This is a genomic window from Phaeovulum sp. (assembly GCF_030684035.1).
In the GTDB taxonomy this organism is placed as follows: Bacteria; Pseudomonadota; Alphaproteobacteria; order Rhodobacterales; family Rhodobacteraceae; genus UBA6213.
In genome coordinates this window covers 1-9,766 of record NZ_JAUXPI010000018.1, presented here as the reverse complement: position 1 = coordinate 9,766, position 9,766 = coordinate 1, and the positions used below count along the sequence as shown (strand labels likewise).

The window sequence follows — 9,766 nt, the reverse complement described above, 5'->3', positions numbered from 1 at the left end:
TCCATGAACCTGGAATACATTCTTCGCCAGATCGAGCCCGACCGTGATAATCTCCGACATGACCGCTCTGCTTTGTGGATCGTTGATGACCCACCTTGGCACGTTGATGCCGTCGGGGGGCGGTCACATCATCAAAGCCTCATTGATAGGTCCGCTCTTCCAACCTGACGGTCCGGATCAGCTCGGTGATCGCGGCAATCAGCTTGCTTTCCGCGGGGTTGGTGCTGCGATTCGGGTTGGTGACGAAGAACACATCGACCGCCGGGATGCCGGCATAGGGCGGCAGCCGCCACAGATTTCCTGCCTGAACATCCCTTTGCGCGACATGCACCGGCAAGGCGCCGATCCCGAGCCCCACAACGATCATCCGCCTGACTTCCGGCAGGTTTGCCGAAATCCCTTTCAGTTCCGTTCGCAGCAACGCCTGTTCGCGCAGATGCGTCACCGAATGCAGCGGACCGCTTTCCGCGTCGGTCTGGTAGGAGACAGAGTTTTCGCCCCGCAACTCGGACAGTTTGATTTTCTCTTTGCCGAAAAGCCGGTGATGCGGCCCGCAATAGAGCCCGAAAAACCCGCGGAACAGCACCTGTGCATCCAGCACATGATCTGACTCGCGCATCAGGCAAATGCCAAGCGTGGCCCCGTTCTGGCGCAACGTGTTGAGCACCTCGGAGCTTTCGGCAACCACGATCGAATAGGTCACATCCGGATAGTTTTTGTTGAATGTTTCCAGCAGTTCATCAAAATGCCGACAGACAACACCGCTGGTCATCATGATGCTGACATGCCCGCTGATACGATTTTTGGCGGCGTTCAGGAGGCCGGGCAATTGCGACACAGCACCAAAAACCAAGCTGCATTCCCGGTACAGGATCTGTCCCGCCTCGCTGACGGTGAAATGGCTCGGGCGGCGATCCACCAGCCGCTGGCCGACCATCTCCTCAAGGCGTTTCAGTGCGGCACTGATGGTGGGCTGTCTGACACCGAGGAAATTGGCGGCCCGCGTGATGCCGCGCTGCTCCACGACGACCATGAAGGTGCGCAGCAGATTCCAGTCCAGGTTCCAGGGGAACCGCTGTTCGTAGGGCTTCATTATAAATCTCGCAAATAGTCGAGATACAGAATATCTGTTTGCTATATAATTGGTCCCTCTGCAATTGATTTGTGGGGGCGCAAGAACGGCACCGCGCAAGCCTGATGGCTTCTCACAAAAACTCTGACAGGGAAAGGATGCACCATGACCGCATTACGGAAATTTTTCAGAACCGCAGCGACCGCCGGGGTTGTTGCACTCGCAACCTTCGGCATGACCGGTGCTGCCACTGCCGACGAGTTGGCCAGCATCAAGGAAAAGGGTGTCATGCGCATCGCGATGAGCGGTGGCTACCCTCCGTTCAACTTCGTGAACGAGCAAAACGAAGTTGTCGGTTTTGATCCGGCGATCGGCGCGGAAATCGGCAAACGCATGGGCGTTGAAATCGAAATCATCACCACCGCCTGGGACGGGATCATCGGGGGGCTTCTGGCCGGCAAATACGATGCGATCGTCGGCTCGATGTCGATCACCGACGAGCGCAAGAAAGTGGTGGATTTCGTCGGCCCATACTATCGCATGAGCCGCGGAATTTTTGTCAAGGAAGGGTCGGCGATTACCGGGCTTGACGCGCTGAACGGTGCCAGGATCGGCGTGACACTCGGCGAAACGCATGAGCAGTGGGCACGCGAGCAGGCCGGTTGGGACATTCGCACCTACAAAGGCCTGACCGAGTTGCTGCTTGAGCTGGATAATGGCCGCATCGATGCCATCGTGACCGACGATATCCCGGTTCTGGTGGCGATCAAGAAAAACGGCAATGCGATTACCCAGCTCGAAACCACCGGGCTTGCCGGCGCTGCGGATGAGGCCGGTATCGCCATTCGCCAAGGCAACCCCGAGCTTGCCGCGGCGATGCAGGCCGCGCTGGACGCGATGCAGGCTGATGGAACGTATCTGGCCATCGCGGAACAGTGGGTAGGCGGCGACATCCGCTGAGGTCAGCGGGGCAGGCCGGCATTCCCGGCCTGCCCTTGAAACTGAAACCATCCGAATTCGAGCGAAAGCCTCTCACCGTGGATATCGACCTGATCCTGCGCGTCTATCCGTTCTTTCTGAAGGCCGCCCTCGTCACGATCCAGCTTTCGGTCCTGACAGTTGCTCTGGGCCTGCTCTGCGGATCGCTCGGCGCTGCGGCGCGGCTGTCGCGCAGCTGGGGGCTGCGGCTGATTGGGGCAACCTATGTCAGCGTCATTCGCGGCACCCCGGCACTCATTCAGCTTTTCATCCTGTATTTCGGCGGCCCGCAGATCGGCATCCAGCTTGATGCCTTCGAGGCCGGGGTAATCGGGTTGGGTGTCAACATCGGCGCCTACATGACCGAAACGATCCGCGGTGCCATCGTTGCCGTCGACAAGGGTCAGACCGAGGCGGCGCGCACGCTTGGCCTCAGCCGATCCGAGACGATGCGCAAGGTGATCCTGCCGCAGGCGGCGCGGCTGATGATCCGGCCGCTTGGCGTCAACATCAATGCGCAGATCAAGGGCACCGCGCTCGTGGCGGCGATTTCCGTGGTCGAGCTGACCTATACCGCGCAGCGCTACATCGGCTCTACCTACAAACCGTTCGAAATGTTCCTGCTGGCCGGGGCCATCTACATGGTCATCATCCATGTGACCGGGCTTGGCGTTTCCTGGCTTGACCGGCGGGCGAGGATCACATGAGCGGCCTTTTCCCAGACATCGGAGGCCGCCATGGGGCTTGATTTCACCGTCCTGCCCGCCTTTTTCGCTCTGCTTCTGGTCGGGGCGGGCTGGACGATTGCCATCACCGTGGCCGCCGCCATTCTGAGCTTTTTCGGCGGCATCTTTCTTGCGGTGATCGCGCTTTATGGCCCCGCCGTGCTGCGCTATCCGTTCCGGCTGTTCGCCTGGCTGTTCATGGGAACGCCGCTTCTGCTGCAACTGTTCCTGATCTATTTCGGGCTGATCCAGATCGGCATCGACCTGCCCGCCTTCGTGGCCGGGGTGATCGGGCTGGGGCTGCATTTCGCGGTCTACAACTCCGACATCATTCAGGCCGGCATCCTCGCGGTGGACCGCGGCCAGTACGAGGGCGCGCGCACGCTGGGGCTGAGCAGGGTGCAGACCATCGCGCGGATCGTGGTGCCGCAAGCGGTGCGCTCGGTGATCCCGCCGATCGGCAACAACATGATCGCGCTGCTGAAGGATTCCGCGCTGGTTTCGGTGATCGGCGTGACCGAACTGACGCTGACCGCACAACTGGCGATCAGCAGAACCTTTCGCCCGTTCGAATTCTATCTGGCCGCCGCGGCCTGTTACTACCTCATAAACCTCGTGCTCGAGGCTGGTCTGCGCCACATCGAACGCCGCATCCAGATGGCCCGGTAAGGCGATTACGGAGACAACCATGACCGAGAAGCCATTCATCGACATCCGCCACGCCGCCAAAAGCTACGGCGCGCTGGAAGTGCTCAAGGACATCAGCCTGCAGGTGCAGAAGGGGCAGATTGTGGCGATCATCGGCCCCAGCGGCTCTGGCAAATCGACGCTGTTGCGCGCCATCAACGATCTTGATCCGCTGACCAGCGGCGAGGTCTGGCTGGAGGACATGCTGGTCAACAAGCCGCTGTCGCCGCGCCAGTACGAGCGGCACATCAACCAGATGCGCCAGCAGATCGGCATGGTGTTCCAGCACTTCAATCTGTTCCCGCATCTGACGGTGCGCGGCAACATCACGCTGGCGCCGAAGATGCTGAAAAAGCTGTCGGATGCCGAGGCGAACGCGCTGGCCGAGCGTCAGCTGGCCCATGTCGGCATGCTGGACCGGATCGACTATTACCCCTCGCAGCTTTCGGGCGGCCAGAAACAACGCGTGGCGATTGCCCGCGCGCTGGCGATGGAACCCAAGGTGATGCTGTTCGACGAGGTCACTTCGGCACTTGATCCCGAGCTTGTCGAGGAGGTCAACCTGGCGATGAAAAAGCTCGCCGAGGAACACATGACGATGATCATCGTCACGCATGAGATGGGCTTTGCGCAGGATGTCTGCGACCGCGTGCTGTTCATGGATCAGGGCGTGGTGGTCGAGGAAGGCCCGCCCGAGGTGATCTTCCGCGCGCCCAAACACGAACGCACCAGAAACTTCCTGCGCAAACACCTTCAAGGAAACGCACAATGACCGCAGTTGCCGAAGCCCGCACCTCGAACCTGTTCTACCAGTCGGGCACCGTGCGCCCGATGCTGGATCACGGCGAGGGTGTCTATCTCTATGATGTCTCGGGCAAGCGCTATCTGGATGGCTCCAGCGGCGCCATGGTCAGCAATATCGGCCATTCCAACCCGCATGTGCTGGCGGCGATGAAGGCGCAGATGGACAAGGCCACATTCGGCTACCGGCTGCATTTCCAGAACGAACCGGCCGAACGGCTGGCCGCGATGACCGCCGATCTGATGCCTGCGGGGCTGGACCGGGTGTTCTTCGTTTCGGGTGGCTCCGAGGCGGTGGAAAGCACCATCAAGCTGGCGCGCCAATATGCGCTGACCCAGGGCCAGGGCAGCCGCTGGAAAGTGATTTCGCGGTTCCCCTCGTACCACGGCTGCACGCTGGGGGCGCTGGCGCTGACCGGCTACGACCCGCTGACCGAACCCTTCACGCCGATGATGCGGGCGATGCCGAAAATCGCCGCTCCGCGCTGCTATCTGGACAATGACAACCTTGACGACGCGGCGCGCGGGCTGAAATACGCCGATTTGCTGCGCGCCGAGATCATCGCGCAGGGTGCCGATACGGTGCTGGCCTTCATCATGGAGCCGGTCGGCGGCGCCTCGACCGGCGCGTTGGTAGCGCCTGACAGCTATTACGCCCGTATCCGTGAGATCTGCGACGAGTTCGGCATCCTGCTGATCTATGACGAGGTGATGACCGGCGCGGGCCGCACCGGCAGGTTCGTGGCTTCGGAACACTGGGGTGTCATTCCCGATATCGTGGCACTGTCCAAGGGCTTTGCCGCCGGGTATTCGCCGCTGGGCGCAATGGTGGCCAAACGCGAAATCGTGGACGCGGTGCTGGGCGCGGGGGGCTTTCAGCACGGTTTCACCTATGCCGGCAACCCGCTGGCCTGTTCCGCCGGCGTGGCGGTGCTGGAGGTGTTGCAGCGCGAAAACCTGGTCGAGAATGCCGCCGCAATGGGCGATGTGCTGAAGTCCCGCCTGACCCGGCTGATGGACCGCTACCCCTTCATCGGCGATGTGCGCGGCAAGGGGCTGTTGCTGGCCTTCGAGCTGGTCGCCGACCGTGCCACGATGGCACCGCTGCCCAAAGGGCTGAACGCCTTCACGCGGCTGGTGGATCTGGCCTACGAACGCGGGCTGATCATCTATGCGCGCCGCAGCCGTGGCGGCCATGAGGGCGACCATTTCCTGGTCTGCCCGCCGCTGATCATCACCCGCGCCCAGATCGACGAGATCATCGGCGTATTGACCGAAAGCCTCGATGCGCTTGCCGCCGAGATGAAACTGCCGGTCAACCGCTGATGCCACTGCCCGACAAAACCTGCGGCATCGCCGAGGCCATCGCCCGCATCCTCGACGGCGCGCGCATCATGCTGGGCGGCTTCGGGGTGCCCGGCACGCCGTTCTGCCTGATCCGCGAACTGGTGCGGCAGGGGCAGAAGGGCCTGACCATCATCAAGAACGATGCCAACGAGACCGGCATGGGCGTGGACTGGCTGCTGGAAAACGGTCAGGTGGCGCGGCTGATCACCTCGCATATCGGGCTGAACCCGCGCGCCATGCAGATGATGAATGATGGCAAGATCAGCGTCGAATTCGTGCCGCAGGGCATTCTGGCCGAACGCATCCGCTGCGCCGGGGCCGGGATGCTGGGCTTTGTCAGCGATATCGGTATTGGCACCCTGATGGCCGAGGGCAAGCCGACAGTCCGCGTCGGCGACAGGTCCGGCATTCTGGAAACCGCGCTCGGTGCCGATTTCGCGCTGGTGCATGCCGCCCGCGCCGACACGTTCGGCAATCTGCGCTATGCCGCTTCGGCGCGCAATTTCAACCCGCTGATCGCCATGGCCGCCCGCCATACCATCGCAGAAGCCGAAACGATGCTGCCACCGGGCGGCATTGCGCCCGATGACGTGCACACCCCCGGACCCTTCGTCGATCAGGTCGTCCTGCTGCCCGAATTACCGGAGGTCTACGGTGTCGTTGAACGCTAGAGAACGCATGCTGCGCCGGGCTGCGCGCGATATCCGCGCCGGGATGACGGTCAATCTTGGGATCGGCCTGCCAACACAGGTGCTGCAATACGTGCCTGCCGGTCTCGCCGTCTGCCTGCATTCGGAAAACGGCATTGCCGGGGTTGGCCCGGTGCTCGACAGGGTGCATGCCGACCGCAACCTGATCGACGCGGGCGGCGCCTATGTGTCGGCGCTGCCGGGCACCGCGTATTTCGACAGTGCGGTGTCCTTTGCCATTGTGCGCAGCGGCCGGCTGGACCTGACGTTGCTGGGCGCTTTCGAGGTGGCCGCCAACGGCGATCTGGCCAACTGGATCATTCCGGGCCACCTGACACCGGGGGCGGGCGGCGCGATAGAGCTGGCGCAAAAGGCCCGCAAGGTGGCGGTGATCACCACCCACACCGACAAGCACGGCCGCCCGAAGATCGTGGCGCACTGCACCCTGCCGCTGACCGCGCCCGGCTGCGTGCAGCGCATCTTCACCGATATGGCGGTCTGCGATGTCACCCCCGATGGCCTGCGCCTGAGCGAACTGGCCGAGGGCGTGACGGTCGCGCAGGTGATCGCCGCCACCGGCGCGCCGCTGATCGTGCCGCAAGCCCCGCTTCCCAGGTTCTGAAAGGCCCGGACATGGACAGCAAGGACCAGACCGCCATACTCAATGCCGTCGATGCGGTCTTTGACGATGAGGTCGCTTTTCTTGCTGAACTTTGCGCCCACCCTTCAACGCGCGGCAACGAGCAGTCGGCGCAGGCGTTCATGGCCGCCGCGATGGCGGCGCGCGGACTGAAGGTTGACCGCTGGAAGCTGCGGGTCGAGGACATCGCGCATCTGCCCGGCTTTTCGCCGGTGATCGGCAATTACGACGATGCGGTGAATGTGGTCGGCACCCGCCACAGCCGCACCCGCACCGGCAAGAGCCTCATTCTGAACGGTCATGTCGACGTGGTGCCCACCGGGCCGCTTGACATGTGGGACAGCCCGCCGTTTCAGCCGCGGGTCGATGACGGCTGGATGTATGGCCGCGGCACCGGCGACATGAAGGCGGGGCTGGCCAGCAACCTCTATGCGCTGGATGCGCTGGCCCGTATCGGCCTTGCCCCGGCGGCCGATGTGCATCTGCAATCGGTGGTCGAGGAGGAATGCACCGGCAACGGCGCGCTGGCCTGCCTGCAACGCGGCTACCGGGCCGACGCCGCGCTGATCCCCGAACCCTTCGCCGAAACTCTGGTGACGGCGCAACTGGGGGTGATCTGGTTTCAGGTGCATCTGAAGGGCATCCCGGTGCATGTGGCCTTTGCCGGCAGCGGTGCCAATGCGATCGAGGCGGCGCTGCCGCTGATCGCGGCGCTGCACCAGATGGAAGCGCGCTGGAATGCCCCGTCCTGCCGCCACGCCGCCTATCAGGGCCATGACCACGCGCTCAACCTCAACATCGGCAGGATTTCGGGTGGCGACTGGACCAGCTCGGTCCCGGCCTGGTGCGTTTTCGATGTACGGATGGCGCTGTTTCCCGGCCAAAGCCTTGACGATGCCCGCCGCGAGATCGAGGCGGTGTTGCATGAGGCCGCGCAAAGCCACGCTTTCCTACGCAACAACGCGCCCGAAATCATCTATCACGGCTTTTTCGCCGAAGGTTACGCGCTGGCCGACCACAAAAGCGCGGCCCCCGCGATTGCGGCGCTGCAAGGCGCGCACCGCGCCGTCACCGGGGCCGATCTGGACCGGGCGGCGATCACCGCCACCACCGACGCGCGGTTCTTTGGCCTTTATGCCGATACGCCCGCGCTGGTCTACGGCCCCCGCGCCGAGGCGATACATGGCTTCAACGAACGCGTCGATCTCGCGTCGGTTCGCCGCGTCACCCAGACCACGGCGCTATTCATCGCCGGTTGGTGCGGTCTGGAAGAACTCTGAAAAGGACTGCCCATGCGCGAAGCCGTGATCGTTTCGACCGCCCGCACCCCGATCGGCAAGGCCTATCGCGGCGCCTTCAACGCCACCCAGGGGCCGGTGCTGGCCGCCCATGCGGTGCGCGCGGCGCTGGCGCGTGCCGGGCTGGAGGGCGGCGAGGTCGAGGACATGACGCTGGGCTGCGCGCTGACGCAGGGCAGCACCGGCATCAACACCGCGCGCCATGTGGTGCTGGCCGCAGGCCTGCCCGACAGCGTGGCCGCCGCAACGATCGACCGGCAATGCGCCTCGGGGCTGAACGCGATCGCCATTGCGGCGTATCAGGTTCTGCATGACGGGGTGAATGTGGCGTTGGCAGGCGGGCTTGACAGCATCTCGCTGGTGCAGACCGAGGGCTGGAACGGTATGCATTACCAAATCGGCGCGGTACCCGAGCGCTACTACATGTCGATGCTGGACACCGCCGAACTGGTGGCCGCGCGCTATGGCATTTCGCGCGCGGCACAAGACGCCTACGCGCTGGAAAGCCAGCAGCGCACCGCGCGGGCGCAAGCTGACGGGCTTTTTGCCGATGAGATCGTCGCGGTCGGCACGATCAAGGCGGTATTCGACAAGGCCGGCGGCGCGACGAGGCAAGAGGCGGTGACGCTGGCGATTGACGAATGCAACCGTCCCGGCACCACGCTGGCGGGGCTGCAAGGCCTGGCCCCTGTCAAGGGCGCGGGCCATAGCGTCACCGCCGGCAATGCCAGCCAATTGTCTGATGGCGCCTCGGCCTGCGTGGTGATGGAGGCGGGCGAAGCCGCAAGGCGCGGGCTGACGCCACTCGGCATCTTTCGCGGCATGGCGGTGGCCGGCTGCGCGCCCGAGGAAATGGGCATCGGCCCGGTGCTGGCGATCCCGCGCCTGTTGCGGCGCCACGGGCTGAGCATCGACGACATCGATCTGTGGGAGATCAACGAGGCCTTCGCCGCGCAACTGCTTTATTGCCGCGATCATCTTGGCATCGACGCGCAAAAGCTCAACGTCAACGGCGGCGCGATCTCGATCGGCCACCCTTACGGCATGAGCGGTGCGCGCATGGTGGGCCACGCGCTGCTGGAAGGCAGGCGGAGGCGGGCAAAGCTGGCCGTTGTTTCCATGTGCATCGGCGGCGGTCAGGGGGCAGCGGGGCTGTTCGAGATTCTGGCCTAGCTGTGACATTCCGGATGCGTTGACGGATCCGCGCCGAACCGGATCCGGTCACAAATATATCGTGACGCCGGTGCAGGGGTTTTCCAGTCCTGCCCGATACAGGCCGAAGAAGGGCGCGACGTGAACGAGCAGACTTGCCCGAGAGCAGCGGTTGGGTTGCCCCGGATGCGCGACACGTTGCCCTGAAGCGGAAAATGGCGGCATGCGCCTTACGATTGTTGATTTTCACCCAGAACTGAGCCGGTTAGGCGGATAATTTTCACTGAGAACTGAGCCATGTGAACCTACCCCAAGGCCGAGAGCAGCGGGGGCAACGGAGTGATCCACATGGGACTATTGAACATCATCCGACGGAT

General features: G+C 63.4%; 10 protein-coding genes. 9 read left to right on the top strand and 1 reads right to left on the bottom strand.

Annotation, left to right across the window (positions count from 1 at the left end; translation table 11 throughout):
- Positions 1 to 139 precede the first annotated feature (139 nt).
- The gene (locus tag Q8J98_RS04820; RefSeq protein WP_305293382.1) at positions 140 to 1,093 is read right to left on the bottom strand and encodes a LysR family transcriptional regulator; all 954 of its coding nucleotides are present in this window, start codon (positions 1,091 to 1,093) and stop codon (positions 140 to 142) included.
- Positions 1,094 to 1,237: 144 nt separating this feature from the next.
- On the opposite strand from Q8J98_RS04820, the gene Q8J98_RS04815 reads away from it, so the two are divergent.
- The 9 genes from Q8J98_RS04815 to Q8J98_RS04775 all read left to right on the top strand — a co-directional run bounded on the left by Q8J98_RS04815 (position 1,238) and on the right by Q8J98_RS04775 (position 9,410).
- Positions 1,238 to 2,032, top strand: a complete 795-nt coding sequence (locus Q8J98_RS04815) for a transporter substrate-binding domain-containing protein (RefSeq protein WP_305293381.1) — start codon at positions 1,238 to 1,240, stop codon at positions 2,030 to 2,032.
- A 77-nt stretch (positions 2,033 to 2,109) separates the two neighbouring features.
- Positions 2,110 to 2,757, top strand: coding sequence for an amino acid ABC transporter permease (locus Q8J98_RS04810; protein WP_305293380.1), 648 nt, complete (start codon positions 2,110 to 2,112; stop codon positions 2,755 to 2,757).
- 30 nt (positions 2,758 to 2,787) lie between these two features.
- The gene (locus Q8J98_RS04805; protein ID WP_305293379.1) at positions 2,788 to 3,444 is read left to right on the top strand and encodes an amino acid ABC transporter permease; all 657 of its coding nucleotides are present in this window, start codon (positions 2,788 to 2,790) and stop codon (positions 3,442 to 3,444) included.
- A gap of 19 nt (positions 3,445 to 3,463) precedes the next feature.
- Positions 3,464 to 4,234 carry an amino acid ABC transporter ATP-binding protein gene (locus tag Q8J98_RS04800; protein WP_305293378.1) on the top strand — a complete coding sequence of 257 codons (771 nt, stop codon included), beginning with the start codon at positions 3,464 to 3,466 and terminating at the stop codon, positions 4,232 to 4,234.
- A complete protein-coding gene (locus Q8J98_RS04795) occupies positions 4,231 to 5,589 on the top strand; it encodes an aspartate aminotransferase family protein (RefSeq protein WP_305293377.1) in 1,359 nt (452 codons plus the stop codon). The genes Q8J98_RS04800 and Q8J98_RS04795 overlap by 4 nt, the downstream gene beginning before the upstream one ends.
- Positions 5,589 to 6,281, top strand: coding sequence for a CoA transferase subunit A (locus Q8J98_RS04790; RefSeq protein WP_305293376.1), 693 nt, complete (start codon positions 5,589 to 5,591; stop codon positions 6,279 to 6,281). Before Q8J98_RS04795 ends, Q8J98_RS04790 begins: the two co-directional genes overlap by 1 nt.
- 7 nt (positions 6,282 to 6,288) lie before the next feature.
- Positions 6,289 to 6,921, top strand: a complete 633-nt coding sequence (locus Q8J98_RS04785; RefSeq protein ID WP_305293375.1) for a 3-oxoacid CoA-transferase subunit B — start codon at positions 6,289 to 6,291, stop codon at positions 6,919 to 6,921.
- An 11-nt stretch (positions 6,922 to 6,932) separates the two neighbouring features.
- A complete protein-coding gene (locus Q8J98_RS04780; RefSeq protein WP_305293374.1) occupies positions 6,933 to 8,219 on the top strand; it encodes an ArgE/DapE family deacylase in 1,287 nt (428 codons plus the stop codon).
- Between the two features lie 12 nt (positions 8,220 to 8,231).
- Positions 8,232 to 9,410, top strand: coding sequence for an acetyl-CoA C-acyltransferase (locus Q8J98_RS04775; protein WP_305293373.1), 1,179 nt, complete (start codon positions 8,232 to 8,234; stop codon positions 9,408 to 9,410).
- The last annotated feature ends 356 nt before the right edge of the window (positions 9,411 to 9,766 follow it).

Coding starts and splice junctions, on each gene's coding strand:
- Q8J98_RS04790 (WP_305293376.1), top strand. CDS start 5,589: ATGCCACTGCCCGACAAAACCTGCGGCATCGCCGAGGCCATCGCCCGC.
- Q8J98_RS04775 (WP_305293373.1), top strand. CDS start 8,232: ATGCGCGAAGCCGTGATCGTTTCGACCGCCCGCACCCCGATCGGCAAG.
- Q8J98_RS04820 (WP_305293382.1), bottom strand. CDS start 1,093: ATGAAGCCCTACGAACAGCGGTTCCCCTGGAACCTGGACTGGAATCTG.
- Q8J98_RS04815 (WP_305293381.1), top strand. CDS start 1,238: ATGACCGCATTACGGAAATTTTTCAGAACCGCAGCGACCGCCGGGGTT.
- Q8J98_RS04795 (WP_305293377.1), top strand. CDS start 4,231: ATGACCGCAGTTGCCGAAGCCCGCACCTCGAACCTGTTCTACCAGTCG.
- Q8J98_RS04785 (WP_305293375.1), top strand. CDS start 6,289: ATGCTGCGCCGGGCTGCGCGCGATATCCGCGCCGGGATGACGGTCAAT.
- Q8J98_RS04800 (WP_305293378.1), top strand. CDS start 3,464: ATGACCGAGAAGCCATTCATCGACATCCGCCACGCCGCCAAAAGCTAC.
- Q8J98_RS04780 (WP_305293374.1), top strand. CDS start 6,933: ATGGACAGCAAGGACCAGACCGCCATACTCAATGCCGTCGATGCGGTC.
- Q8J98_RS04805 (WP_305293379.1), top strand. CDS start 2,788: ATGGGGCTTGATTTCACCGTCCTGCCCGCCTTTTTCGCTCTGCTTCTG.